We start from the raw sequence: 24,141 nt of genomic DNA on the forward strand, positions 1-24,141 counted from the left end.
GGCGTCCATCGGGGTGCGTCACCAAGCTGAAAGACGGTCTGTCCGACGGTGGTTGCTCCGAAAGCCGCGGCCGCCCGAGCCACGCCGGGCGACCGCCGGGGAAGTTTGCCGCCTGGGCAGCAACGTCGGCCGTCGGCGTTCGCCGGTCACCGGATGTGCTGCCGAGGGGCAGTGCCGGTCCGTGTCGAGTACGCGCTCGTGACCGGGCAGTGCCTGTCCCACTGCCCGGTCGTGAGGCGGTGCCTCAGCTGTTGACGAAGTCGCGCACCTGGCCGTAGACCGTCGGATCCGAGCCGATGGCGTTGTGACCTAGACAGGCGGTCCGGGTGTTCACAGCACCGCTCAGGGGGACGCTGCTGCCCGGGTTGATGACGGTGTCGCAGGGCGACCACCAGGTGCCGTAACGCGGGGTGCCCGGGGTCTCGTCGCCGGAGTTCAGCGAGGTGAGGAAGGCGGACCCGATGCGCATCTCGAAGCAGGAGGTGTAGCCGCATCCGTTGGCCCAGTCGGTGCCGTGGTTGGGGCCGGCCAGCGAGACCCAGGCGTCGATCTTTCCGCTGCCTCCCAGGTTCTTGGCGTAGTACCGGCTGGACAGGCCGCCCATGGAATGGCTGACGATGTCGACCTTGGATGCGCCGGTGGCCGCGAGCAGGCGATCCACCTCGACGGCCAGCTGCTGGGCGGTGGCGGCGTTGGACTGCCGCCAGTCGTAGCTCCATTGGTCCAGGTGGGACGACGGCCAGCCGTCGGTTCGGAAGGCGTCGGCCATGGTGTTCCAGTAGGAGCCGGACGAGCTGTATCCGTGGACGAACAGGACAGGGTGGCTGGACGGGCCGAAAGTCGATGGATCGGCGGCGTGGACCGGAGCGGCGGACGTGAACGCAAGCAGAGTGCTTACGACAGCGGAAAGCACGTACTTCTTCAACGCGTACCTCTGGTGATCGGCGGCTCTGTGGGGGGAGGCCGGGAGGAGGTTACTGCCCAGTAGGCCAGCGGAGTCAATAACCGCGCAGATACCGACACAGGGCCGATCACCTGCAGTTTCGCTCCACGTCGTAGCGTTTATGAGCCGCGCGACTGTCGCTGCCCGGCCCTCGCGCCTCCGGCCGTGCATGACGCAGCCTGCCGGGCCGTGGATCCACCGCCCGGCCTTCCTGGGCGCAGGTTCGGTCCTGCCGGGCGGCCCGCTGAGGACCGGCCCTCCTGAGTCGCGCGGGCAGTGCGGCGCGGAAGAGGTACGGGTGGGAGCGGCAGAAAATCGTCGGGACCTCGGGGCACTGCGATGCCCGGCCGAGTGGCCGCGGTTTGTCACTTTCGCCCCTTGTGCACCGTTGTTCTACCGTGGAGGGGAACGGAAACACGCTGTTCGCCCCCTCACCCCCATCGAGGTGACGGTCATGACCGAGACCACTCAGCGCAGGCAGCAGGACGGGGTCACTGCATCGCAGGGCAAGGGAGCTCCGGAGACCCGTGGCAGTACCGCGATCGCCGACACGGTCGTCGCGAAGATCGCCGGGATGGCCGCCCGGGAGGTTCCGGAGGTGCATCACCTGGGTGGCGGGATGACCCGGGCCATCGGCGCCGTGCGCCAGCGTGTGCCGGGCACCGGTTCCGGCAGCGGCGTCACGCAGGGCGTGAAGGTTGAGGTCGGCGAGCGTCAGGCCGCCGTCGATCTGAATGTGGTCGTCGAGTACGGCGCCGCCATCGCCGACACTGCGGCCGACATCCGGAGCAACGTCATCAACGCCGTCGAGCGGATGACCGGCCTGGAGGTCGTGGAGGTCAACATCGCCGTCGACGACGTCCATCTGCCCGACGAGCCGGAGGACGAGGGCGAGGAGTCCGGATCCGGGCAGGGCGGCAGGCGCGTGGCCTGAGGGCTCAGGGCTGAAGGCTCGGGGCTGCAGGCTCGGGGCTGAAGATTCGCGGCCTGAGGGCTTGTGGCCGCAGGGCCTTTGGCCGCAGGGCTTTTGGCCTGAGGGCCGTGGCCTTAAGAGTGTCGGCTCAGGGCACCGTTGGTGTCGCGCCGGGTGTGGCGGTGATGCGGGTGCGGTGGCCGTGTGGGCAGTGGACCACGCGGTCGCCTAGGCCCAGCCGATCCGCCTCGGCCAGGAAGGCGGACAGCGGGGAGCGCATGACCGTGTAGTCGGCATAGTGGACCGGCAGGATCAGGCGGGGGCGCAGGCGGCGGGCCAGTTCCGCGCCCTGGGCGCCGTCCATGGTGACGACGAAGCCGCCGGGGAGCGTGGTACCGCCCAGGTGGAGGACGGCCAGGTCGGCGGAGGGGAAGTGGCGGGTGATCTCGTCCAGGCCGTCGTGGAGCACGGTGTCGCCCGAGAGGTAGAGGCGCAGGCGAGGGGGGCCGCCGGCGGGACCGAACTCCAGCATGCTTCCCATGACCGGCGGCAGCAGCGCGCGCAGCGCCGGGTGGCCGGCGTGCCGGCCCGGCAGGGCGGTGACGGTGACCTGGGCTCCGCCGCGTTCGAGGGTGAGGGACGTCCAGGTGTGCAGGCCGGCCGTGCGCTGGAAGCCGTGCAGGACCTTGAGGCGGCGGGCCGCGTGCCGGGTGGTCAGGATCGGCACCGTGTGGTCCAGGTGCCGGCGGGCCCGGCGGTCCCAGTGGTCGCCGTGCAGGTGGGAGAGCACGATCCCGTCGAGGCGGGGCAGTTCGGGCACGTCGAGGGCCGGTTCGGTGAGGCGGCGGCTCAGCAGGCCGTACCCGAGGTGGGCGTACTGGCCCCGGTGGAGGAAGTTGGGGTCGGTGAGCAGGGTGAGCGGGCCGTAGGTCAGCAGCACCGTCGCGTTGCCGATGAAGTGGATGTCGAGGGTGTCGTCGTCGCCGATGATTTCGGCGACCGTGGTGCGGGCGACGGTGGTGTCGGCGGCGGGCGTGTCTTCGCCGGTGGGCGGTCCCTCCGCGGCGGGGTGGGGTGGGGCCGTGGGCTTGTCCTCGGGGCTTGGCATCGCGCTCTCCCGTCTCCCCCCGTGGCGGAGTACCCGTGCCGAAGCCGGCCAGTCCGCGGAGCGTGCGGGGCACGTGCGCGGACCGGCGGCCTCAGGCCGAGCGTTTGCGGGGCGTCGACTTCTTCGCCGGTGTCTTCTTCGCCGTGCTCTTCGCCGCCGTCTTCTTCGCACCCTGGGCCGACTTGGCCGTCGACTTCTTCGACGAGGCCGCCGTCTTCTTGGCGGCCGTCTTCTTCGCCGTGGACGTCGACTTCTTGCCGCCGGTCTCCTTCGGTGCCGCGCGGGACGTCTTGCGCGGCAGCGGCTTGACCTCGGCGTGGTCCCCGGCCTCCTCGCCGCGGGACTCGCGGGCCGCGCGGACGCTGTTCTCCAGGGCCGCCATCAGGTCAAGGACCTTGCCGCCGGCCGCGGGCTCGGGCGCCTGCGGCGGGGCCTCGCCGGCGGCCTTCGCGGCGATGACCTCCTCGACGGCCTCGCGGTACTCGTCGTGCAGGTCCTCCAGGTCGACCTCGCCCAGGGTGTCCATCAGCGCGTCGGCGAGGTCCAGCTCCTTGTCGCGGACCGTGACGTTCGTGTCGGGGGCGAGGCCCTCCGGGGCGCGGACCTCGTCCGGCCAGAGCAGCCCGTGCATCGCGATCGCGTCTCCGACGACCCGGAGCATGCCCAGCCGCTCGCGGCCGCGCAGGGCGAACTTGGCGATCGCCACCTTGTTGCTGCGCTTGAGCGCTTCGCGCAGCAGGGTGTACGGCTTCGCCGCCGGGGCCCCGCTCGCCTGGAGGTAGTACGCGGCGTCCATCTGGAGGGGGTCGATCCGGTCGGCCGGGACGAACGCGACGATCTCGATCGTCTTGGCCGTCGGGATCGGCAGGCTGGACAGGTCCTCCTCGGTGATCGGGATGATCGAGCCGTCCGCGTCCTCGTACCCCTTGCCGATCTCCCCCTGGGTGACCTCGCGGTCCTCCAGTTCGCAGAATTTGCGGTAGCGGATGCGGCCGCCGTCCTCGGTGTGGATCTGGCGGAAGGAGATCGAGTGGCTCTCGGTGGCGTTCACCAGCTTGATCGGAATGCTGACCAGGCCGAATGAGATGGCGCCGTTCCATATGGATCTCACGTGCAGCACCCTTCCGGTCACGCTCGGGAGTGTTTGCCACGGTTTGCGTGGGATTCTTATCGTATGGCGCCTATCACAGAGGTGGAGGGGCGACGGCTCGCGCTGAGCAATCTGGAGAAGGTGCTGTATCCCGCCGACGGCTTCACCAAGGGCGAGGTGCTGCACTACTACGCGACCGTCGCCGAGGTCCTGCTGCCGCATCTGCGGGACCGGGCCGTGTCCTTCCTGCGGTACCCGGACGGGCCGGACGGGCAGGTGTTCTTCACGAAGAACGTGCCGCCTGGTACGCCCGAGTGGGTCACGACCGCCGAGGTGCCGCGGGTGGAGGGGCCCTCGCGGATGGTGCTGGTGCAGGATCTGCCGAGCCTGATGTGGGCGGCCAACCTCGTCGCCGAGTTCCACACCCACCAGTGGCTCGTCGGCACGCCGGAGGAGGCCGACCGGATCGTCTTCGACCTCGATCCGGGGGCTCCGGCGAGCATCGTGCAGTGCTGCGAGGTCGCGCTGTGGCTGCGGGAGCGGCTGGCCCGGGACGGCATCGAGGCCTACGGCAAGACCTCCGGCGCGAAGGGGCTGCATCTGCTCGCCGCCGTGCGCGGGGCGTCCTCCGAACGGGTCTCCGAGTACGCCAAGGAGCTGGCCGTGGAGGCCGAGAAGGCCATGCCGCGGCTGGCGCTGCACCGGATGACCAGGAGTCTGCGCCCCGGGAAGGTCTTCGTCGACTGGAGCCAGAACGCCGCCCGCAAGACGACGGCGACGCCGTACACCATGCGGGCCCGGGCGGAGCCGACCGTCTCGGCACCGGTGACCTGGGAGGAGATCGAGGAGTGCCGGGCGCCTGGTCGGCTGGACTTCCACGCGCGGGACATCGCGCCGCGGGTGCAGGATTTCGGGGATCTGCTGGCGCCGCTGCTCGACGGGGAGCGGGCCGGGGAGCTGCCGTAGCCGGGTGCCGTAGCCGGGCCGGTCCGGTCCGGGGGTGCGGTGTGCGGTGTGCGGTGGCTCAGGGCTTCAGTGACCCGTGTGGAGTCCGGTGCTCAGGCTCAGTGACCCTTCCCGGGGGGGCCGGTACCCCCTCTGGGCCTCCTGTCCCGGAGGCGACCTGCCTCAGAGTCCGCCCCACGTGTTCCTGTCGCGGGCCGTCGCGTGGAGGGCCTCCACGTCCGCCGGTTTCAGGACGCCGCCCTGGTGGGACAGGGCGTCCAGCTGCGTGTCGGTCAGGACGCGGACCTCGCGAGGGGGCGCGGGGACCGTCACCGCCGCCGGGTCCACCAGGGCGAGGACCGGGCGGACCTCGGCCGTCAGGGCGTAGGAGGCCCGGTCGGCCGCGGCGCGGACGAGGCGCAGCAAGGGGCGGGGATCTCGGCGGCCCACGGTGACCATGGGGTCGGCGATGGTCACGCGGTGCCTGCGGGCGTGGAGCGAGTGCAGGGCGAACAGGCCGCCGGGGCCGATCAGCAGATGGTGGATGCGGTCGCCGCCGGGCAGCGGCACCGAGTGCAGGGCGTGCCAGCCCGCGCCGTCCAGCCGGTCCAGCGCCTCCCCCACCGTCTGCTCGGCCTCCAGGGCCCGGCGGCGCGGGTCGGGCCGCAGCCTGCGCGCCGGGCCGGGGTCGCGGTCGAGCGCGACGAGCAGGGCCTCGCCGGGGCGGTTGGGAGCCAGGTCGTCGTCGGGGTGGAGGGTGAGGCGGGCCAGTTCGGCCGGGGTGGGCACGGGGGGCGGGCCGACCGTCACCGGGCCGGTGATGAAGGGCCCGAGGGCTCTCATGACGTCGTCCTCGCGGTCCGCGCCGAGCAGGTTGACCCGGGACGCCTCACGGTCGTACCAGGCGATGTTCCTGCCGTCCGGGAGGCAGACGTACAGCCGCTCACGGCCGTGCCGCCAGGTCGGTACGACGCGCAGTCCGTCCATGCAGCATCACCCCCGACCATGGGAACAGGCGGGGTGCTGCCGGTGCAAGAACCCGGATACCGTGGGGAGCAGTTGGGCCTGCCGGCGGATCGGCCGCCGGGAGGACACCGTGCCTGGTCGACGCCGCGCGGGCCCTCCGGCGGTGAGGTGGGGAGGCACCGTTGCGTACCCGCAGTGAACCCGATGTGCCGACGCCCCGCAGTCCCTGGAACGAGGTCGTCCCCGGGCTGTGGATGGGTGGTCACGAGTACACCGGGTCGCAGGGCCATCGGGAGTTCGCCGTCGTACGGGACGAGTTCGACCTGGTCCAGACGCTGCTGCGGCTGCCGGGGCACGGGCCGGATCCGGGTGTGGCGCACCATGTGTGGCCGATCCCCGACGGACCGCTGGACGGCACGCAGCTCGCGGGCGTGATGCGGCTCGCCGAGGCCGCGTGCGAGGCGCTGGACGCGGGCCGTACGGTCCTGGTCCGCTGCTTCCACGGTTACAACCGCTCCGGTCTGGTCGTCGCGCACGCGCTGATGCGCCGGGGCAGCTCCGCGGAGGCCGCGATCCGGCTGATCAGGGACCGCCGCTCCCCCTGGGCGCTGCACAACGACCTGTTCGTCGAGTACCTGCGGGCCGGGCTGGCCACGGCCCGGCTGCTGGAGGAGCTGACCGACTAGCACGCATACGGGCGCCCTCGCGCGCAAATGGGACTTCCCCGCGAATAAGGTGTACGCGGCCGACGGTCGTGTCCGCCACGTGAGGAACCGTGAACCGTAGGAGTGCAGTGCCCCGCAGCCGTCCCGGAAACCGCTCCGGTCCGCGTGAGCGCCGGCTCGGCCGGGCCGTCCGGCGGGCCGTCGCCGGGATGCTCGTGCTGGCGGCCGCCGTGGGCTGCGGGAACGCCGGGGAGCTGGAGGGCGCGGGGCCGACCCCGACGGCGGTCGGTCCGGCGCGGCTCTGGCCGGAGCTGACCCCCGCCTCCAGTCCGGCCTTCGAGATCGGCGAGGTGAACAGGGAGCCGGTCAAGGGCGTCGAGGTCCCGGCCGACGGCGACATCCGCCGGGTCGACCCGGTCGGGATCGTCCGGGCCGAGATCGACGGGAACCCCCGCGACTACGCCGGTGCCAAGGCGCCCTACCGTGACACGAACCGGCGGATGGCCGACTGCGCCGAGGGCCCGGGCCGTGGGAAGTGCCCGGTGCTGCGGCCGTACTACCGGGATCTGACCGGCGACGGGCGGGACGATCTGACGCTGGGCTTCCGGCTGCTGCCCGGCAAGACCACGGCCGTGCGCGTCTACACCGTCGACAGGCGCCGGCTGTTGCAGGTGATGGCGTGGGAGGACGCGCTCAGCGGTGTCGAGCTGGCGGGGCGTTCCCTGGTCATCCGGTCGCCGTCGGAGGTCGCGGGCTACGAGTACCGCCTGGAGTGGACCTGGGACCGGGACCAGCGGGCCATGCTCCTCACCCACGACGAGATGCTGCGCACCGGACCGCGGGGCCACTCCCGGCACCCTTCCGCCTCGCCCTCAGGGTCCCGGTCCGCCTCACCGTCCGGGTCTGCCTCGCCGTCCCGGTCCGCCTCGCGGTCCGTCTCGCCGTCCCCGTCCGGCTCGTCCTCCGCGAGCGGCGGATGAGGGCCGTGCTGCCCCGGTGGTCCGGGACGCTCGCCGTGAAGGCCGCCGTCTTCATCACGGTGATGTGCTGTGCGCTCGCCGCCCTGCTCGGCGTCCTGGTGCACGTGCAGGTGACGAACCAGACGGTCGACCAGGCCCGTGAGCGGGCGCTGCAGCGGCTGGCGCAGGCGACGGAGCGGTACGAGGCCGGGGACACGCTGCGGCGGGGCGCCGGGGTGGACCCGCCGGGCCTGCCGGGGTCCCTGCGGGAGCTGGCGGTGGCCGGGGACCGGGGCACGATGGTCGCCGAACTGGAGGGACGTCCCGTGATGTGGGCGGCGGGGCCCGTGGACGGGGGCCGGGCTCTGGCGGTGGCGGTCGACTACGGCCAGCAGGCGCGCACCATCAACGGCCTGGACCGGGCGATCCTGTGGTCGTCGGGGCTGGCGATCGGGGCGACGCTGCTGGTCGGCTCGTTCGCGGTGACGCGGGTGACGCGGCGGCTGCACACCACGGCGCTGGTGGCCCGGCGGATCAGCGCGGGCGATCTGGACGCGCGCGTCAACGACCCCCGCACCCGGCCCCGCCCGGCACCGAGGCTTCGGGCGCACCTGGAGAACCAGGCGCACACGAAGGACCCGACCCGCCCGAAGAACCCCGCCCCCCAAGATCCCGACCGCCCGAAAGTCCCCGCTCGCCCCCAAGACCCCGCCCGCCCGAAAGTCCCCGCCCGCTCCAAAGACCTCGCCCGCCCGAAGGGCTCCGCTCGGCCGCAGGACGAGGTCGCCGCGGTCGCCGCCGCGCTGGACTCCATGGCGGCGTCGCTGCAGGGCAAGCTGCTCGCCGAGCAGCGGTTCACGGCGGATGTCGCGCACGAGCTGCGCACCCCGCTCACCGGACTGCACGCCGCGGCCGAGCTCCTGCCCCCGGGCCGGCCGACGGAGCTGGTGCGCGACCGGGTCGCGGCGCTGCGCACGCTCACCGAGGACCTGCTGGAGATCTCGCGGCTGGACACCGGGCGGGAGCGGCTGGAGCTGGACACCGAGCAGCTGGGTCCGCTGGTGGAGCGGGTGGTGCGCGCGTCCGGGAGCGGTACGCGGGTCGTCGTTGTGCGGGACGTGGCCGTGGAGACGGACCGGCGGCGGCTGGAGCGGGTGCTGGGGAACCTGGTGGCGAACGCGCACAAGCACGGGCGGGGGCCGGTGGTGCTGACCGTGGACGGCCCGGTGGTCACCGTCCGGGACCACGGGGACGGTTTTCCGGAGTACCTGGTGGCGCACGGGCCGCAGCGGTTCCGTACGGAAGGGGGCGCCCGGGGGCACGGGCTCGGGCTGACGATCGCGCTGGGGCAGGCGGAGGTGCTGGGGGCGCGGCTGGAGTTCGCGAACGCCCCGGACGGCGGGGCGGTGGCGACGCTCGAACTGCCGGTGGACTGAGGCCTGGCCGCGTCCTCCTTCGGCCCACTGTGAGGGGCGCCCCCGACAGGCCGCTCCTAATGTGGCGAATAGTCAGCTTCGCCACCTTCGCCCCCACATGGAGGTAATCCCCATGGCCTTGCGCTCCCGCCTCTGCATAGTCACCGCCGCAGCCTTCCTCGCCGCCGCGGCCGCCGTCACGCCCGCCGCCGCCGCGCACGACGACTGGGACCCGAGCGGCGGCCTCGGCGGAAACGGCGGCAACCACCACCACGACCCGACCGGCGGCAACGGCGGCGACCACCACGGGCATCACGGCCGGCACCTCTACAAGGGCGTCGTCACGGCGGACACGCTGGCGCTGCGCAGCGCTCCGAACCGCGGCTCGCAGATCATCCGGTTCGCCCACCGGGGCGACATCGTCAAGATCTTCTGCAAGACCGGCGGCGAGACCGTGCAGGGCAACCCGCTGTGGTACCTCCTCACGGACGGCACCTGGGCCTGGGGCGCGGCCCGGTACATCGACAACATCGGTCCCGCGCCACGCTGGTGCTGACACTCCGTCACCCAAAGACACACAAGACGCACTGTTTGGGTAGGTTCCGGACATGAGCAAGGCCGGAATCACCGTGGCGACGGCGGACCCGCCCGCGTCCGCCGTCCGCCGCCTCCCCCGGCGCCGGGGCGTCGAACTCGCCCTCATCGTCCTGGCCGTACTGCTGTCCGTGTACGGCTACTGCGCCGTGGGCCTGGCCCGGCACGGGACGCTGCCGCCCGGTGCCGCCGGCTACGGCGCCGGGCTCGGCGTGCTCGCGCTGCTGGCCCATCTGGCCGTGCGCCTGCGGGCCCCCTACGCCGATCCGCTGCTGCTGCCCATCGGTGTGCTGCTCAACGGTCTCGGCCTGGTCCTCATCTACCGGCTCGACCTGGAGACCCCGGGCGACCGGGCGGCACCGGCACAGCTGGTGTGGTCGACGCTGGGGGTGGCCCTGTTCATCCTGGTCGTGCTGCTGCTGCGCGACCACCGGGTCCTGCAGCGCTACACCTACGTGTGTGTCGTGGCCGCGCTGGTGCTGCTGACCCTGCCGATCCTGTTCCCGGCGGTGAACGGGGCCCGCATCTGGATCCGGGTCGCCGGGTTCTCCATCCAGCCGGGCGAGTTCGCGAAGGTGCTGCTGGCGGTGTTCTTCGCCGCGTACCTGGCCGCGAACCGCAGCGCCCTGGCCTTCACCGGCCGCCGCGTCTGGCGGCTCCAGCTGCCCACCGGCCGGGTCCTCGGCCCGATCGTGGCCGTCTGGCTGGTGAGCGTGGGCGTGCTGATCCTGGAACACGACCTCGGCACCTCGCTGCTCTTCTTCGGCCTGTTCGTGGTCCTCCTCTACGTCGCCACCGGGCGCACCGGCTGGATCGCCGTCGGGCTGCTGCTGGCGGCGCTGGGCGCGGTCGCGGTGGGACGGCTGGAGCCGCACGTGCACGGCAGGATCGAGACGTGGCTGCACCCCTTCGCCTCCATCGAGGCGGGCGAGGGCGCGAACCAGCTCGCGCAGTCGCTGTTCGCCTTCGCGGAGGGCGGCCTGCTCGGCACCGGCCTCGGCCTGGGCCACTCCGTGCTCATCGGCTTCGCCGTGAAGTCGGACTTCATCCTGGCCACGGCGGGCGAGGAACTGGGCCTGGCCGGACTGTCCGCGGTCTTCCTGCTCTACGGCCTGCTGGTGGAACGCGGCTTCCGGGCGGGCCTGGACCTGCGCGAGCCGTTCGGCCGGCTGCTCGCCGTCGGACTGGCCTCGCTCGTCGCGCTCCAGGTGTTCGTGATCGCGGGCGGGGTGACCGGGCTGATCCCGCTGACCGGCATGGCGATGCCGTTCCTGGCCCAGGGCGGCTCGTCGGTGGTCACCAACTGGGCGATCGTGGCGCTGCTGCTCCGGGTGAGCGACTCGGCCCGGCGGCAGTACGACGGGCAGGACCCCCGGTGACCCGGCACATCCGGCACGCCGGTTTCTTCTGCGCCCTGCTGCTGGTGGCCCTGCTGGTGAACGCCGCCCGCGTCCAGGTCGTCCAGGCCCCGGAGTACGACCGCAACCCGGCCAACCGGCGTCCCGACATCACCCGTTACGAGCGGCCGCGCGGTGACATCCTGGTCGGCGGCCGGCCGGTCACCGGCTCGAAGGACACCCGCGAGCACCTGCGCTTCGAACGCACCTACGCCGACGGCCCGTTGTACGCCCCGGTCACCGGCTTCGCCTCCCAGCTGTACGGCACGACGCTGCTGGAGAACGCCGAGGACGGGGTGCTGTCCGGCTCGGACCCGATGCTCGCGCCGTTCCCGCTGTGGAACGACTTCACGCGGGCGCGCAGCTCCGGCGGCCATGTCGTGACGACCCTCGACCCGGCCGCGCAACGGGCGGCGTTCAAGGGGCTCGCGGGCCTCAAGGGCGCGGTCGCGGCGGTGGAACCGGCGACCGGCCGGATCCTGGCCCTGGTCTCCGCGCCCTCCTACGACCCCCAGCCGCTGTCCGGCAACGGGACGGCGGCGGCCCGGGCCTGGGCGCGGCTCACCGCGGACGAGGACCGCCCGATGCTCAACCGGGCGGCGCGGCAGACGTATCCGCCGGGCTCCACCTTCAAGGTCGTCACCGCGGCCGCCGCCCTGGACGCCGGGGTGGTCACGGACCTCGACGCGCCGACCGACTCCCCCGACCCGTACCCCCTGCCCGGGACGCGGACCCGGCTGAAGAACGCCGCCCGGGGCTGCGCGGACGCCTCCCTGCGCAAGGCGTTCACCCTCTCCTGCAACACGGTGTTCGCCAAGCTCGGTGTGGAGGTGGGGCTGCGGGACATGACGGCCACGGCGCACGCCTTCGGCTTCAACAACGCCGACCTGGCGATTCCCTTCCCGGTGGCCCGCTCCACCTTCGACACCACGCTCGACCGGGCGCAGCTGGCCCTGTCGTCGATCGGGCAGTACAACACCCGTGCCACGCCGCTGCAGATGGCGATGGTGGCGGCGGCCGTGGCCAACGGCGGCCAGGTGCGCGAGCCCTATCTGGTGGAGCGCACGACCCGGCCGGGCGGGAGCGTTCTCGCGACCGCCGGCTCGCGCGGGGTGCGCCAGGCGATGTATCCCTCGACGGCGGTGCGGCTGCGTGCTCTGATGCGGGAGGTCGTGGAGGAGGGCACCGGCCGCCGGGCGGCGATCCGCGGGGCGAAGGTCGGGGGCAAGACCGGCACCGCCCAGCACGGCCTCGGCAACTCGGGGATGCCGTACGCCTGGTTCGTCTCCTGGGCGCAGGGGGCGCGGGACCTGACGCCGAGCGTGGCGGTCGCGGTCGTGGTGGAGGACGCGGAGGAGGAGCGCCGGGACATCAGCGGCGGCGGCGACGCGGCACCGATCGCGCGGGCGGTGATGGAGGCGGTACTGAAGTCACGCGACCGCGCACCCGGTTCCTGACTTCGCGCCCCGGCTCCTGCCCTGTGCATTCGACTCCTGACCCGCGTGGCCCGGAACGCCGCTCGGGTGCCGCACCCGGTCCGTGACCCGCGCCTGCAGCTCGTGAACGGCGGCGGCCTGCTCAGCCGTCGGTGCCCCGCCCCGCTTCGATGGCGTCCCGCACCTCGGCCACCCGCTCCCGCTCCTCCGCCGCGAACCGCGCGGCGTCCAGCTTCTCGGCGATCTCCTCGTCCTGGGACATGAGCAGGTCCAGGTCGCTGTCGCCCATCTCCAGCACGCCCATGTCGACATAGGCCCGCTGCAGGCGCGGGCCCCACAGGCCGATGTCCTTCACGCAGGGCACGATGCGGCTGAACAGCAGCTTGCGGAAGAGGGCGAGGAACTCGGACTGCTCGCTGCAGGCCTCCGCCTCGGCCTTCGGGATGCCGAAGTTCTCCAGCACCTCCACGCCCCGCAGCCGGTCGCGCATGAGGTAGCAGCCCTCGACGACGAACTCCTCGCGCTCGCGCAACTCGGCGTCCGTGAGCTGCCGGTAGTAGTCCCGCAGGGCCATCCGCCCGAAGGCCACGTGCCGGGCCTCGTCCTGCATGACGTAGGCGAGGATCTGCTTCGGCAGCGGCTTGTCCGTCGTGTCCCTGATCATGCCGAACGCGGCCAGCGCCAGGCCCTCGATGAGCACCTGCATGCCCAGGTACGGCATGTCCCAGCGGGAGTCCCGCAAGGTGTCGCCCAGCAGCGACTGGAGGCTGTCGTTGATCGGGTACAGCAGCCCGATCTTCTCGTGCAGGAAACGGCCGTAGATCTCGGCGTGCCGGGCCTCGTCCATGGTCTGGGTCGCCGAGTAGAACTTCGCGTCCAGGTCGGGCGCGGACTCCACGATGCGCGCGGCGCAGATCATCGCGCCCTGCTCGCCGTGCAGGAACTGGCTGAACTGCCAGGAGGCGTAGTGCCGCCGCAGTTCCCCCCTGTCCTTCTCGGTCATCCTGGCCCAATGGCGGGTGCCGTACAGGGACATCGCCTCGTCCGGGGTGCCCAGCGGGTCGTACGGATCGACCTCCAGCTCCCAGTCGATCCGCCGCTGCCCGTCCCACTGCTTGTCCTTGCCCTTCTGGTAGAGGGCCAGGAGGCGGTCGCGGCCGTCGTCGTACTCCCAGGTGAAGCGGGCCGCGCCGGTCGCCGGGACCTGCCAGGCGGGCTCTTCCGATTCCATGGCGTACTGGTCGAAGCTCGGCATGTCCCGCAGGCTCACACGAAGTAGACGCCGGGTCAACAAGTCCCGCAGGAGGGATTGACGGCGTTGCTGACAGGCTGTCTCATAAATGGGACGGTGACGTGTGCACAACGAGGTGGGCAGCGATGACGACCCTGACGGAAGCCGACGCGCTCGACGGCCTGCGCGACGCCCTGGGCCTGCTGAAGGACCGGGAGCAGGTGGCCCAGCGGCTGCTCGACTCCTCCGCCAAGCACTCCTTCGACCCGGACAAGGAGCTGGACTGGGACGCGCCGTTCGAGGAGGGCAAGTGGTTCTGGCCCCCGGAGCTGGTCTCCCTCTACGACACCCCGCTCTGGAAGCGGATGGGCGAGGAGCAGCGCATCCTGCTGTCCCAGCACGAGGCGGCCGCCCTCGCCTCCCTCGGCATCTGGTTCGAGATCATCCTCATGCAGCTCCTGGTCCGCCACATCTACGACAAGGCGGCGACCAGCGCGCACGTCCGCTACGCCCTCACCGAGATCGAGGACGAGTGCCGCCACTCCAAGATGTTCGCCCGGCTGATCTCCCACGGCGGCACGCCCTGGTACCCGGTCAGCCGGGTCCACCAGCAGCTGGGCCGCCTGTTCAAGACCATCTCCACCACGCCCGGTTCCTTCACGGCGACCCTGCTGGGTGAGGAGGTCCTCGACTGGATGCAGCGGCTGACGTTCCCGGACGAGCGGGTCCAGACCCTGATCCGCGGCGTCACCCGCATCCACGTCGTCGAGGAGGCCCGCCACGTCCGCTACGCCCGCGAGGAGCTCCGCCGCCAGATGGTGACGGCCCCCAAGTGGTCCCAGGAGTTCACCCGCATCACCTCGGGCGAGTTCGCCCGGGTCTTCTCGGTGGCGTTCGTGAACCCGGAGGTCTACACGAACGTCGGCCTCGACAAGCGGGAGGCCCTCGCCCAGGTGAAGGCCAGCGGCCACCGCCGGGAGGTCATGCAGACCGGCTCCAAGCGGCTCACGGACTTCCTCGACGACATCGGCGTCCTGCGCGGCGTCGGCCGCCGCCTGTGGAAGTCGTCGGGCCTGCTGGCCTGAGACCGGAGGACGTCCGGGAGGGCCGGGAGACCATGACCACGGCGGGGCTCGTGCGGTGCGGGCCCCGCTCGCGTCATGTCCATGAAGGGTGACTACTGTCGTCCGCGCACTCGTCACCCTCCGTGGCCTGAAGGAGATCAGCACCGCATGTCCCCCCACAGCCCCCGCGTCGTACGGCTGACGCGTCTCACGCCCGCCCTCGCCGGTGTCGCCCTGGCCCTCGCCCTGACCGCGTGCGGCGGCACGGACGACGCCAAGGCGGCGGGCGCCGACGCCGACGCCGCTCCGCAGGGGGTCGTCACCCGGGCCGCCGCCGAGAAGATCGCCGACCACTACCAGGAGGTCAACAACAAGGCCAACGCGGCACGGGACGCGAAGCTGCTCGCCACGGTCGAGGCCGGCCAGGTCCACGCGATGGACAAGGCCACCTACACGCTCTTCGAGACCTGGCCGGAGAAGCAGCAGAAGGCCTACGTCAAGCCCTTCACCTACGAGGACCGCTCCTACGTCATCCCCCGGAAGGGCACGGCCACCTGGTTCGCCGTCCAGGCCAGGTCCAGCGAGGACAAGGACGACAGCGTGCTGCTGGTCTTCGACAAGGTGGGCGGCACCTACAAGATGGTGCTGTCCCTGTGGACCGACGGGGAGCCCCCGAAGCCGGCCGTGGACCGTCACGGACTGGCCGAGGCCGTCGACCCCGCCGCGAAGGTCGGGCGGTTCGCCCCGGCCGACCTCGGCGCCGCCTACGCCGATCTCCTCGCGACCGGAGGCACCAAGGAGGGCAAGGCCCTCGCCTCCTCGGCACCGGTGACCGAGGCCAGGAAGACGTTCCAGGAGGCCGACACCAAGGGCACGGCCGACGGCATGGCCACCAAGATGTTCTTCCCCGAGCCCCCGGCCGACCCGAGCACCTACGCCCTGCGCACCGCCGACGGCGGCGTCCTCGCCCTGTTCCCCGCCGCCCACAAGCAGGAGACCCTCCTGAAGGAGCGCTACCGCTCCAGCGCGTCGCTCGTGCCTTCCGACGAGCAGTCCGCCCTCGGCGCGATCCGGGGCGACCTGATCACCGACATGTTCCAGGGCCAGGGCACGGCCGTCCTGACGCCGAAGTCCGCGCGGATCACCGCCGTCGACTTCACCCACGTCGACGCGAAGTAGCCCGCAGCCGCAGGACGGCGCGAGGGGTCGTGTCGGGGGGTGTCCGCCCGCAGCGGTCGGCGTGTCGACGGACAGTCAGCCGGCACGCGACCCCATCGCGCCGTTCCGAGGACGGAAACCCCCGGCACGGCACCGCCCCGGAACCCGTCGTCAGGCGAAGACGCGCACCCCCGCCAAGCGGCCACAGGCCACCACGGCCACCCCACCCACCGCCGGAGGCCACCGCACGTTCCAGCCACCGCTACGCAGCCCCCCGACCCCCCGATTACGCTGCGGAGCATGACACCAGCCGCCGCCCCCACCCCCGCCTACCGGCGACTCAGCGTCGAGGAACGCCGCAGCCAGTTGCTCACCGCCGCGCTGGGCCTGTTCGCGCACCGTGCGCCGGAGGAGGTCTCCCTCGACGACGTCGCCGAGGCGGCCGGCGTCTCCCGCCCCCTGGTGTACCGGTACTTCCCCGGCGGCAAGCAGCAGCTCTACGAGGCCGCGCTCCGCTCCGCCGCCGACGAGCTCCGGCACTGCTTCGACGAACCCCGCGAGGGCCCCCTCCTGCCCCGCCTGTCCCGCGCCCTCGACCGCTACCTCACCTTCGTCGACGAGCACGACGCCGGCTTCAGCGCCCTCCTCCAGGGCGGCAGTGTCGTCGAGACCTCGCGGACCACCGCCATCGTCGACGGCGTCCGCCGCGCCGCGGCCGAGCACATCCTCAGCCACCTGGGCGTCACCGACCCCGGCCCCCGGCTGCGCATGACCATCCGCATGTGGATCACCGCCGTGGAGGCGTCGTCGCTGATCTGGCTCGACGAGGACAAGGAACCCCCGGCGGAGGAGCTCCGCGACTGGCTCGTCGAGCAGTTCGTCGCCGTGCTGACGGTGACCGCCCGCCGCGACCCGCAGACGGACGCCCTGGTCCTGGCCCTCGCCGAGGATGTCTGACACTGATCCCGTGAAGAGCGAAGACACCCCCTTCGAGGGCGGCCCCATGGACGGCAGGGTCCTGCCCGTCCTGCTGGGCATCACCGGCCACCCGCCCAAGACGTACCGCATCCCCGTCCCGGACCCGGACGGCGGAGAGCCCACGGTGCTGGTCTACCGCCGCGTGCCCCGCGGACCGGGCAAGGTGGGCCTGACGAACCGCTGGAAGTACGCCTACGACCCGGAGGGCACCCCCACCCGCCGGCTCAACTGGCCGTGGTCGAAGCCAGACGCCACGCCGCCCGGCAAGCGGGACGACGCCGACGGGTGACGTCGTTGCGCCGAACCGCGCACACTCACCGCGCGCACCCCGCGCACGCGCCCGATCCTCACGGTGTCCGGCGGCACAGGGCCGCCCCCGCACCGGAGGTGACGACATGTCAGGAATCCTGCTGCGTCTGGTCTGCGTCGCGGCGACGGCAGCCGGAACGGCCCTCGCACCCGTACCCGCCGCGGCCGCTCCGGAGCCGGACGCGGAACAGCCCTCCGTCGCCCGCCTCCTGACCGACCTTCAGCGCCTGTACCGCCAGGCCGAGCAGGCCACCGAGGCGTACAACGCCACCGAGGAGAAGCTGACGCGGCAGCGCGCCGAGACCGACCGGCTGGAGCGCGCCCTCGCCCGGGCCCGGCTCTCCCTGCACGACAGCCGGGGCGCGGCCGGCCGCCTGGCCCGGCAGCAGTACCAGAGCAGCAGCGGCATCTCCCCGTACGTCCGGCTGCTGCTGGCCCGCGATCCGGAGCACGCGGTGGACCAGGGCCGGGTGATCGGCCGGATCGCGCGGGAGCGGGCCGGCACGGTCGGCCGGCTGACCGGCAGCGAACGCAAGGCCCGGGACCTCGCCCGCAAGGCCCGCATGGCACTCGACCAGCAGCTCGCCCTCGCCGAGCGGCGCAAGAAGGAACGCGACACGGTGCGCGGGCGGCTGCACGAGGTCGAGGAACTGCTCGCCTCCCTCGACGACGACCAGCTCGACGCCGTCGCCGAGCTGGAGCAGGACGGCGTGGCGAAGGCGCAGAAGCGGTTCCTGGCCTCCGGCGCGCTCGGCGCCGGCGGCAGCGCCGCTTCCGTCCGCAGGCCGACGGCGGCGGGCGGCCGGGCCGTGCGCTACGCCGTACGGCAGCTCGGCAAGCCGTACGAGTGGGGCGCGGAGGGCCCGGGGTCGTTCGACTGCTCGGGCCTGACCTCGCAGGCCTGGGCCGCGGCCGGCACGCCCATCCCGCGCACCAGCCAGGAGCAGTGGAAGCGGCTGGAGCGGATCGAGCTGGACGAGCTGCGCCCGGGCGACCTGGTCGTGTACTTCGAGGAGGCCACGCACGTGGCGCTGTACCTCGGCGACGGCAGGGTCGTCCAGGCTCCCCGCCCGGGTGCGAAGGTGAAGGTGTCACCGATCGCGGCCAACCCCGTCCTGGGCGCCGTCCGCCCGGACCCGGACGGGAAGCCCCTGCGGCGGTACGAGCCGCCGGAGCTCCCCGAGGGCGCGACGGACGGGTCGGACGAGGGCTACGAGGGCCACACGGGCGACGAGGACTAGGCCGCGCCCGCGCCCGACGCCTCGACCAGGTAGGCCTGGGCCTTCTCCGGGTCGTAGAAGAAGTTCTCGAAGTCGGCCGGGTTGTCGAAGCCGTTGGCGAAGCGGTCGGCGACCGGCTGGATCTCCCCGGCGGCGCCGATGAGGTTCAGGATGTGCTCGGGCGGCGGCGCGAGCATCGCGTTGGTCCACTTCGTGACGTGCTGGGCGGTGGCCCAGTAGCGGTCGAAGGTGGCCCGCATCCACTCCTCGTCGAACGGCTTGTCGCCGTGCTCGACGATCGAGGCGAGGTAGGCGGCGGCGCACTTGGACGCCGAGTTGGAGCCCTGCCCGGTGATCGGGTCGTTCGCCACGACCACGTCGGCGACGCCGAGCACCAGGCCGCCGCTCGGGAGCCGGCCGATGGGGTTGCGGACGGTGGGGGCGTAGCGCCCGGCCAGCGTGCCGCCGGCGTCGGTCAGTTCGACCTTGGTGGCCCGCGCGTACTCCCAGGGGACGTACCGCTCCATGAGTTCCAGGGTCAGGGAGAGGTGCTCCGCGGGGTCCTTGACGCCGGCGAAGACGTCGAGCGGGCCGCCGGGTATGCCCTCCCAGAAGAGGATGTCGGCCCGGCCGGAGGTGGTCAGGCAGGGCATGACGAACAGCTCGCCGACGCCCGGCACGAGGTTGCAGCGGACCGCCTCGGTGTCCGGGTGCTCGGGGCGCGGGCCGAGGCCGTGGACGTACGCGACGGCCAGCGCGCGCTGCGGCTCGCTGTACGGGGAGCGTTCGGCGTCGCGGCCGAACATCTGCACCAGTTCGCCCTTGCCGGCGGCGACCAGCACCAGGTCGTAGGTGCGGGAGAAGTAGTCGAGGTCACCGACGGCCGCGCCGTGGATGACGAGCTGGCCGCCGCGCTGGGCGAAGGTCTCCATCCAGCCGGCCATCTTCACGCGCTGGTCGATGGACTGGGCGAACCCGTCGAGGCGGCCGAGCCAGTCGATGGCCCGCGCGGAGGGGCCCTCGGCCCAGGAGCCGGGGGCGGCGACCGAGACGCCGAGTCCTTCGATCTTCGGGGCCTGGGACTCCCAGAAGTTCAGCTGGAGGTCCCGCTCGTGCTGCAGGGCCGTGTGGAACATGCACTGCGTCGACATGACCCGGCCGGTGCGGATCTCGTCCGCGGTCCGGTTCGACATCAGGGTGACCTCGTACCCCTGCGACTGGAGGCCGAGAGCGATCTGGAGACCGGACTGGCCGGCTCCGACGACGAGTATCTTCCGCATGCGGGCTGTCCTCTACTCGGGGGTTTCGTCCAGCGCGTGGCCGACGAGGGCCAGGAGGGTCTCGATCACGGAGATCCGGCGACGCGCGTCCATGATCATGACAGGTATGTGTTGCGGGATGGTCAAGGCCTCCCGCACATCCTCCGGCTCGAACAGCTCGGCGCCGTCGAAGTGGTTGACCGCGACCACGTACGGCAGCCCGGAGCTCTCGAAGTAGTCCAGGACGGGGAAGCAGTCCTTCAGCCGCCGGGTGTCGGCCAGCACGACGGCACCGATCGCGCCGCGCACGATGTCGTCCCACATGAACCAGAACCGCTGCTGGCCCGGCGTGCCGAACAGGTAGAGCACCAGGTCGTCGTCGAGCGTGATGCGCCCGAAGTCCATGGCGACGGTGGTGGAGGTCTTGCCCGGTGTGGCGGTGAGGTCGTCGGTGGCCTCGCTCGCCTCGGTCATCAGCGCCTCGGTCTGCAGGGGCGTGATCTCCGAGGCGGAGGTGACCAGCGTGGTCTTGCCCACGCCGAAGCCGCCCGCCACCACGATCTTCGTGGCTATGGGGGCCCGGGTGCGGTCCGTCTCCCAGGCGTGCATGCCGGCGTCGGGCCGGGCGAGCGGGGAGGAAGCAGCGACGCCGTGAGCGGCGTCAGAGACGACGGAGTCCACTCAGCACCCTTTCCAGCAGAGCGCGGTCCGGGCGGCCCGTGCCGTGGCCGGTCCCCGTTCCGTACACACGGATCTTTCCCTGGTCCGCGAGGTCGCTGAGGAGCACGCGGACCACGCCGAGCGGCATCTTCAGCAGCGCGGCGATCTCGGCCACCGTACGCATCCGGCGGCACAGTTCGACGATGGCCCGCAGCTCCGGCATGACCCGGGTGGACAGCGAACCGTTCGTCAGTTCCTTGCGTTCCTCCGGGGCGTCCAGCGCGGCCGTGCTGGCCACGAACGTCTCCACGAGGAGGACGTGGCCGAAGCGCGTCCGGCCGCCGGTGAGCGAGTAGGGGCGGACCCGGGCGGGTTTGCGGTCTCCGCCGCGGACCGGGAGATGCTGCTTGGGACCACTGCTCATCGGGCACTCCCCGTCGTCTGGGACTCCTCCAGGGATTTGCGGAGTTCGCTGCGGAGTTCGGGCGTCAGGACGTGGCCGGCCCGGCCGACGAACAGGGCCATGTGGTAGGCCACCACGCTCATGTCGCAGTCCGCCGAGCCGTGCACGCCGAGCAGCGAGCCGTCGCTGATCGACATCACGAACAGGCTGCCCTCCTCCATGGCGATCATGGTGTGCTTGACCCCGCCGAAGTCCATCAGCTTGGCGGCACCGATGGTCAGGCTGCCGATGCCGGAGACGATGGTGGCGAGGTCGGCGGCGGAGCCGCGCGGGCCGCTGGGCCGGGCGCCGTGGGACTGCAGCGCCTCCCGGGCTTCCTTGTTGCGGTCCGCGTCGGAGGACAGCAGGAGCAGCCCGTCGGAGGAGACGACCGCGACCGAGAGGATGCCGGGTACCTCCTCGACGAGGTTGGTCAGCAGCCAGTGCAGGTTGCGGGCCTCACTGCTCAGTCCGATCAGTCCGAAGGTACTGGGCGCGGTCAACTGCTTGCCTCCTCGACTGTGCCCCCCGTGGCTTCTTCGGAATCAGCTGGTCCAGATGTGCCGGTGGCCGGCCGTCGGTGCGAGGCCGTCTTCTCGGCGATCTCCGCCTCCACCTCGCGGTGGCCGGCCTGAGCGCCCTGGCGGAAGCCGCCGAGGCGGCGGCGCAGGGCTTCGGCGTCGACCGAACCGCCGCGCTGGCGCGGGGCGGTGGCCGGGGCGGTGATCTTGGGTGTGCGCTTGGGCAGGCCCTTGTCGGTGACGCGTTCGTGTTCGGCGTCGGCCTGCGCCTGGGCGTGTCCGCTCTCGCCCGCACCCCCCGTGCGGGTCGCGTGAGCGTGCGGGGCCGGTCCGGGCGGGGCGGTTTCCCCGTCGTCGGCCGCGCTGTCGTGCCGCGTCGGCTCCGGATCCTCCTGCGGGATCGGGGCGAGCAGTTCCATGGTGGTCTCGGCAGGGGTCTCGGCGGGTGCCGTCCCCTCCTGCGCCGGGGCGGTCGCGTCCGCCGCCTCGGCCGGTTCCGGGTGCGTGGCGGGGTCCGGGTGCTCCGGCGGTTCCGGGTGCCCGGCCGCGGTCGCGCCGCGGCCGGCCTCCTCCCGCCGTACGGCCTTCTCCGCGAGGGCCACGAGCGGGTCACCGCTCGTGCGGCCGTGCAGGACGTTGGAGTTGGCCTCCGCGTCGGCGCCGGGCAGGGAGAAGGAGTGGGTGGTGCCGGCGAGCGGTCCGGAGGCCGGGACGGCCGCGGCCGGGGCCGCCGCCAGCAGGGTCCGGGGCAGGACGACGACCGCCGCGACCCCGCCCTGCTTCTGCTCGCGCAGCTGCACGCGCACGCCGTGGCGGTGCGCGAGGCGGGCGACGACGTACAGGCCGAGGCCCAGGCCGTCCTCGCCCTCCTGGTCGTAGGGCGCCTCCGGGTCGAAGTCGGACAGGCGGGAGTTCAGGCGCTCCAGCCGGTCGTCGGTCATCCCGATGCCCTCGTCCTGGACGGAGAGCATGACCTCGCCGTTCTCCAGCAGCCAGCCGGAGATCTCGACGGGCAGGTCGGGCGGGGAGAACGAGGTGGCGTTCTCCAGGAGTTCGGCCAGCAGGTGCGAGAGGTCGTCGGCGGCGAACCCGGCGATGTGCGCGTGCGGCGGCAGCGCGGCGATCCGGACCCGCTCGTACCGCTCGATCTCGCTGACCGCGGCGCGCACGACGTCCACCAGCGGCACGGGCCCGGCGGCGTGCTGGACGTGCTCGGTGCCGGCGAGGACCAGGAGGTTCTCGCTGTGCCGGCGCATGACCGTCGCGAAGTGGTCGAGCTTGAACAGCGTGGAGAGCCGCTCCGGGTCCTGCTCGCGCTCCTCCAGGTTCTCGATGACGGCCAGCTGCCGCTCGACCAGGCCGAGGGTGCGCAGGGCGAGGTTGACGAACGTGCCGCCGATGGCCGTGCGCAGCCGCTCCAGCTGGGCGGCGGACTCGGCGAGTTCACCGCGCAGTTCCTCGCGCGCGTCGGCCATCTTCTGGCGCTGGCCGACGAGGTGCTTGCGGTCGGACTCCAGCGTGGTGATCCGCTCCGTGAGAGCGGCCGCGTGCGCGTGCAGGGCGTTCACCGAGCGCACGACCTGCGCGAACTCGTCGTTGCGGCCGGTGAACTTCACCGGCTCCTCGGCCGCCGGGTCCTCGGCCTCGGCGAGGCGCTTGGAGCCCAGGCGCAGGACGGCGAGCGGGCGGGTGAGGCTGCGGGCCATGCCCGTGGCGACACCGACGGCGAGCAGCATCAGGGCGCCCAGGACGGCGATGCGGATCTCCAGCGCGGTGACGTCGTCGTCGCGCAGGGCCTCCAGGTCCTTGGTGCGCCGGTCGTACAGGGCGGACTCGACGCCGCGCATCAGGTCGACCCGGGCGGACAGGGCCGCGTCCAGCCGCTTGGTGCCGGTCGACAGCTCGCCGCCGGAGAGCGAGGGCTGGTCGGTGAGGGTGGCGAGGTACTTCTCGGCGGAGTTGACCTCGGTGCCGGTGACCGTGTTGTCGAACGAGGTGCGGGCGGCCTTGGGGGCGGTGGCGCGGAAGTCGGCCAGGGCCGCGTCGGAGCGCAGCCGGGCCTGCTGGGCGGCGGCGCTCAGGGCGTCGCGCTGCCGGGCGTCGGCCCCGGAGGACGTGCTGGTCTCGGTCGGCAGGCCGGTGACGGGGTCGATGACCGTCTGGGTGGCGCGCGGCACGCTGAGCGCGGCGAGCAGCAGTCCCCGGGCCGCGGCGGCCTGCTGGACGGCGGAGTCCAGCTCGGCCAGCGCGTGGCCCCCGGAGCCGGCGCGGGGCGGCGTCTGCTGGGCCAGCTGCTCGGCGAGCCGGTGGAGTTCGGTGATGGCGGCGGAGTACGCCTGGTGCGCCTGGAGGGCGCTGCTCTTGCCGGTGAGTGCCGCCCGCCGGACGGCCGCTATGCCGTCCAGGCTCGAACGGAGCGCGGCTGGCGTGTCGGTGTCGGCGCGCAGCTCCTCGACCTGCCGGTCGACGCGTTCGCTGTGCTGCTCGGCGGGCGCCTTGGACTTGGGACGGCCGGCCGCGATGTAGGCGGTGACGTCGTCGCGCTCGTCGGCGAGGGAGTGCGCGAGGGCGAGGGCGTCCTGCGTCTGCCCCGCGAGCGTCACCAGCTCCTGGGAGTCGTGGAGTTCCGCGGAGGCGGCCAGCACCGACGGGGTGCCGGCCCCGGCGATCGCCGCGGCGACCACGGCCACGGCCACGATGAGCCGGTTGCGGACGTGTGTGGGGCGGCCCTTGCCGGTGGGGGGCGTCGGCTCAGCGCCCTGAACGGGGGCCGTCTGCTTGCCTGTGCGACGAGGCCGCGTCTTCTGCACCGGTGCTCGCATTCCTGACTCGTGAACCCTTGGGCCCGGATGACGCTCCGTCAACTGG

Annotated in this window: 23 protein-coding genes; 13 read left to right on the forward strand and 10 right to left on the reverse strand. The window is 72.6% G+C overall.

The features are described 5' to 3' along the window. Nucleotides 1-244 precede the first annotated feature (244 nt). The gene (locus CHR28_RS25090) at nucleotides 245-925 is read right to left on the reverse strand and encodes an esterase/lipase family protein (protein ID WP_441351040.1); all 681 of its coding nucleotides are present in this window, start codon (nucleotides 923-925) and stop codon (nucleotides 245-247) included. A 472-nt stretch (nucleotides 926-1,397) separates the two neighbouring features. Between CHR28_RS25090 and CHR28_RS25095 the strand changes: the two genes are divergently transcribed. Beyond that, nucleotides 1,398-1,877, forward strand: a complete 480-nt coding sequence (locus CHR28_RS25095; protein WP_094055977.1) for an Asp23/Gls24 family envelope stress response protein — start codon at nucleotides 1,398-1,400, stop codon at nucleotides 1,875-1,877. Nucleotides 1,878-2,004: 127 nt separating this feature from the next. Here the strand turns inward: CHR28_RS25095 and CHR28_RS25100 are convergent, their stop codons facing one another. Then, nucleotides 2,005-2,964, reverse strand: a complete 960-nt coding sequence (locus CHR28_RS25100; protein WP_094055947.1) for an MBL fold metallo-hydrolase — start codon at nucleotides 2,962-2,964, stop codon at nucleotides 2,005-2,007. A 91-nt stretch (nucleotides 2,965-3,055) separates the two neighbouring features. Then, a complete protein-coding gene (gene ku, locus CHR28_RS25105; protein WP_441351041.1) occupies nucleotides 3,056-4,075 on the reverse strand; it encodes a non-homologous end joining protein Ku in 1,020 nt (339 codons plus the stop codon). 63 nt (nucleotides 4,076-4,138) lie between these two features. Between ku and ligD the strand changes: the two genes are divergently transcribed. Next, complete coding sequence (ligD, locus tag CHR28_RS25110) at nucleotides 4,139-5,020, forward strand: non-homologous end-joining DNA ligase (protein ID WP_094055949.1); 882 nt, start codon at nucleotides 4,139-4,141, stop codon at nucleotides 5,018-5,020. A 162-nt stretch (nucleotides 5,021-5,182) separates the two neighbouring features. Here ligD and CHR28_RS25115 read toward each other — a convergent pair whose 3' ends face one another. Beyond that, on the reverse strand, nucleotides 5,183-5,986 hold the full coding sequence (locus CHR28_RS25115) for a nuclease-related domain-containing protein (protein ID WP_094055950.1): 804 nt from the start codon (nucleotides 5,984-5,986) through the stop codon (nucleotides 5,183-5,185). Nucleotides 5,987-6,147: 161 nt separating this feature from the next. Between CHR28_RS25115 and CHR28_RS25120 the strand changes: the two genes are divergently transcribed. From CHR28_RS25120 to CHR28_RS25145, 6 genes are all read left to right on the forward strand, one after another. After that, nucleotides 6,148-6,651, forward strand: a complete 504-nt coding sequence (locus CHR28_RS25120; RefSeq protein ID WP_256984389.1) for a protein-tyrosine phosphatase family protein — start codon at nucleotides 6,148-6,150, stop codon at nucleotides 6,649-6,651. A gap of 107 nt (nucleotides 6,652-6,758) precedes the next feature. Next, nucleotides 6,759-7,610: a hypothetical protein gene (locus CHR28_RS25125; protein WP_094055952.1), complete on the forward strand. Its 852-nt coding sequence runs from the start codon at nucleotides 6,759-6,761 to the stop codon at nucleotides 7,608-7,610. Beyond that, on the forward strand, nucleotides 7,607-9,025 hold the full coding sequence (locus CHR28_RS38520) for a sensor histidine kinase (protein ID WP_094055953.1): 1,419 nt from the start codon (nucleotides 7,607-7,609) through the stop codon (nucleotides 9,023-9,025). The genes CHR28_RS25125 and CHR28_RS38520 overlap by 4 nt, the downstream gene beginning before the upstream one ends. Nucleotides 9,026-9,137: 112 nt before the next feature. Further along, nucleotides 9,138-9,560: an SH3 domain-containing protein gene (locus CHR28_RS25135; RefSeq protein ID WP_094055954.1), complete on the forward strand. Its 423-nt coding sequence runs from the start codon at nucleotides 9,138-9,140 to the stop codon at nucleotides 9,558-9,560. Between the two features lie 52 nt (nucleotides 9,561-9,612). Next, complete coding sequence (locus CHR28_RS25140; RefSeq protein ID WP_094055955.1) at nucleotides 9,613-10,977, forward strand: FtsW/RodA/SpoVE family cell cycle protein; 1,365 nt, start codon at nucleotides 9,613-9,615, stop codon at nucleotides 10,975-10,977. Further along, nucleotides 10,974-12,452, forward strand: coding sequence for a penicillin-binding transpeptidase domain-containing protein (locus CHR28_RS25145; RefSeq protein ID WP_094055956.1), 1,479 nt, complete (start codon nucleotides 10,974-10,976; stop codon nucleotides 12,450-12,452). Before CHR28_RS25140 ends, CHR28_RS25145 begins: the two co-directional genes overlap by 4 nt. 121 nt (nucleotides 12,453-12,573) lie before the next feature. Here the strand turns inward: CHR28_RS25145 and CHR28_RS25150 are convergent, their stop codons facing one another. Beyond that, complete coding sequence (locus tag CHR28_RS25150; protein ID WP_094055978.1) at nucleotides 12,574-13,686, reverse strand: ferritin-like domain-containing protein; 1,113 nt, start codon at nucleotides 13,684-13,686, stop codon at nucleotides 12,574-12,576. Nucleotides 13,687-13,808: 122 nt separating this feature from the next. On the opposite strand from CHR28_RS25150, the gene CHR28_RS25155 reads away from it, so the two are divergent. The 5 genes from CHR28_RS25155 to CHR28_RS25175 all read left to right on the forward strand — a co-directional run bounded on the left by CHR28_RS25155 (nucleotide 13,809) and on the right by CHR28_RS25175 (nucleotide 18,412). Continuing rightward, the gene (locus CHR28_RS25155) at nucleotides 13,809-14,747 is read left to right on the forward strand and encodes an AurF N-oxygenase family protein (RefSeq protein WP_094055957.1); all 939 of its coding nucleotides are present in this window, start codon (nucleotides 13,809-13,811) and stop codon (nucleotides 14,745-14,747) included. A 147-nt stretch (nucleotides 14,748-14,894) separates the two neighbouring features. Further along, nucleotides 14,895-15,905 carry a hypothetical protein gene (locus CHR28_RS25160; RefSeq protein ID WP_094055958.1) on the forward strand — a complete coding sequence of 337 codons (1,011 nt, stop codon included), beginning with the start codon at nucleotides 14,895-14,897 and terminating at the stop codon, nucleotides 15,903-15,905. 279 nt (nucleotides 15,906-16,184) lie between these two features. Then, a complete protein-coding gene (locus CHR28_RS25165; RefSeq protein ID WP_094055959.1) occupies nucleotides 16,185-16,841 on the forward strand; it encodes a TetR/AcrR family transcriptional regulator in 657 nt (218 codons plus the stop codon). Nucleotides 16,842-16,851: 10 nt separating this feature from the next. Then, on the forward strand, nucleotides 16,852-17,151 hold the full coding sequence (locus CHR28_RS25170; protein WP_094055960.1) for a hypothetical protein: 300 nt from the start codon (nucleotides 16,852-16,854) through the stop codon (nucleotides 17,149-17,151). Nucleotides 17,152-17,257: 106 nt separating this feature from the next. Further along, the gene (locus tag CHR28_RS25175) at nucleotides 17,258-18,412 is read left to right on the forward strand and encodes a C40 family peptidase (RefSeq protein ID WP_094055961.1); all 1,155 of its coding nucleotides are present in this window, start codon (nucleotides 17,258-17,260) and stop codon (nucleotides 18,410-18,412) included. Here CHR28_RS25175 and CHR28_RS25180 read toward each other — a convergent pair. The 5 genes from CHR28_RS25180 to CHR28_RS25200 are packed head-to-tail and all read right to left on the reverse strand — an operon-like array spanning nucleotide 18,409 to nucleotide 24,095. Then, a complete protein-coding gene (locus tag CHR28_RS25180; RefSeq protein ID WP_094055962.1) occupies nucleotides 18,409-19,671 on the reverse strand; it encodes a styrene monooxygenase/indole monooxygenase family protein in 1,263 nt (420 codons plus the stop codon). The genes CHR28_RS25175 and CHR28_RS25180 overlap by 4 nt on opposite strands. A 12-nt stretch (nucleotides 19,672-19,683) precedes the next feature. After that, nucleotides 19,684-20,331, reverse strand: a complete 648-nt coding sequence (locus CHR28_RS25185; protein ID WP_094055963.1) for a GTP-binding protein — start codon at nucleotides 20,329-20,331, stop codon at nucleotides 19,684-19,686. After that, nucleotides 20,312-20,734: a DUF742 domain-containing protein gene (locus CHR28_RS25190; RefSeq protein WP_094055964.1), complete on the reverse strand. Its 423-nt coding sequence runs from the start codon at nucleotides 20,732-20,734 to the stop codon at nucleotides 20,312-20,314. The genes CHR28_RS25185 and CHR28_RS25190 overlap by 20 nt, the downstream gene beginning before the upstream one ends. After that, complete coding sequence (locus CHR28_RS25195; protein ID WP_094055965.1) at nucleotides 20,731-21,255, reverse strand: roadblock/LC7 domain-containing protein; 525 nt, start codon at nucleotides 21,253-21,255, stop codon at nucleotides 20,731-20,733. The genes CHR28_RS25190 and CHR28_RS25195 overlap by 4 nt, the downstream gene beginning before the upstream one ends. Further along, a complete protein-coding gene (locus tag CHR28_RS25200; RefSeq protein WP_373453385.1) occupies nucleotides 21,252-24,095 on the reverse strand; it encodes a sensor histidine kinase in 2,844 nt (947 codons plus the stop codon). The genes CHR28_RS25195 and CHR28_RS25200 overlap by 4 nt, the downstream gene beginning before the upstream one ends. Nucleotides 24,096-24,141 lie beyond the last annotated feature (46 nt).

This window comes from Streptomyces sp. XY006, from assembly GCF_002237655.1.
Classification (GTDB): Bacteria; Actinomycetota; Actinomycetes; order Streptomycetales; family Streptomycetaceae; genus Streptomyces; species Streptomyces levis.

Coding starts and splice junctions, on each gene's coding strand:
- CHR28_RS38520 (WP_094055953.1), top strand. CDS start 7,607: ATGAGGGCCGTGCTGCCCCGGTGGTCCGGGACGCTCGCCGTGAAGGCC.
- CHR28_RS25095 (WP_094055977.1), top strand. CDS start 1,398: ATGACCGAGACCACTCAGCGCAGGCAGCAGGACGGGGTCACTGCATCG.
- CHR28_RS25190 (WP_094055964.1), bottom strand. CDS start 20,734: ATGAGCAGTGGTCCCAAGCAGCATCTCCCGGTCCGCGGCGGAGACCGC.
- CHR28_RS25135 (WP_094055954.1), top strand. CDS start 9,138: ATGGCCTTGCGCTCCCGCCTCTGCATAGTCACCGCCGCAGCCTTCCTC.
- CHR28_RS25160 (WP_094055958.1), top strand. CDS start 14,895: ATGTCCCCCCACAGCCCCCGCGTCGTACGGCTGACGCGTCTCACGCCC.
- CHR28_RS25155 (WP_094055957.1), top strand. CDS start 13,809: ATGACGACCCTGACGGAAGCCGACGCGCTCGACGGCCTGCGCGACGCC.
- CHR28_RS25165 (WP_094055959.1), top strand. CDS start 16,185: ATGACACCAGCCGCCGCCCCCACCCCCGCCTACCGGCGACTCAGCGTC.
- CHR28_RS25140 (WP_094055955.1), top strand. CDS start 9,613: ATGAGCAAGGCCGGAATCACCGTGGCGACGGCGGACCCGCCCGCGTCC.
- CHR28_RS25175 (WP_094055961.1), top strand. CDS start 17,258: ATGTCAGGAATCCTGCTGCGTCTGGTCTGCGTCGCGGCGACGGCAGCC.
- CHR28_RS25180 (WP_094055962.1), bottom strand. CDS start 19,671: ATGCGGAAGATACTCGTCGTCGGAGCCGGCCAGTCCGGTCTCCAGATC.
- CHR28_RS25100 (WP_094055947.1), bottom strand. CDS start 2,964: ATGCCAAGCCCCGAGGACAAGCCCACGGCCCCACCCCACCCCGCCGCG.
- CHR28_RS25150 (WP_094055978.1), bottom strand. CDS start 13,686: ATGCCGAGCTTCGACCAGTACGCCATGGAATCGGAAGAGCCCGCCTGG.
- CHR28_RS25200 (WP_373453385.1), bottom strand. CDS start 24,095: ATGCGAGCACCGGTGCAGAAGACGCGGCCTCGTCGCACAGGCAAGCAG.
- CHR28_RS25115 (WP_094055950.1), bottom strand. CDS start 5,986: ATGGACGGACTGCGCGTCGTACCGACCTGGCGGCACGGCCGTGAGCGG.
- ligD (WP_094055949.1), top strand. CDS start 4,139: ATGGCGCCTATCACAGAGGTGGAGGGGCGACGGCTCGCGCTGAGCAAT.